The following is a 241-nucleotide window of genomic DNA, read 5'->3' on the forward strand; positions in this document are numbered from 1 at the left end:
TCCTTGGCGTCCCACGTGCACGGCGCGCGATCTCTACCGCCCCGTCTTCACTCATCGGTACACGCATCAAGCGGGCGGCACGACTCACAATCGTCGTCAAGTCAGCTATATTGTAAAACTCTAAGCGCTGCACAATCCCAAAACGATCACGCAATGGCGACGTCAGCAGACCTGCTCGGGTGGTTGCCGCAACTAGAGTAAAGGGCGGCAAATCAAGCTTGATAGAACGCGCCGCCGGCCC

The 241-nt window shown here is 58.1% G+C and carries 1 pseudogene; it reads right to left on the bottom strand.

Features of this window, described 5'->3' with window-relative positions:
* Positions 1 to 241: pseudogene (locus AAEY83_RS18110) on the bottom strand (Holliday junction branch migration DNA helicase RuvB); the annotation flags it as partial.

The organism is Psychrobacter sp. TB20-MNA-CIBAN-0197 (assembly GCF_040309765.1).
GTDB classification, from domain to species: domain Bacteria; phylum Pseudomonadota; class Gammaproteobacteria; order Pseudomonadales; family Moraxellaceae; genus Psychrobacter; species Psychrobacter submarinus.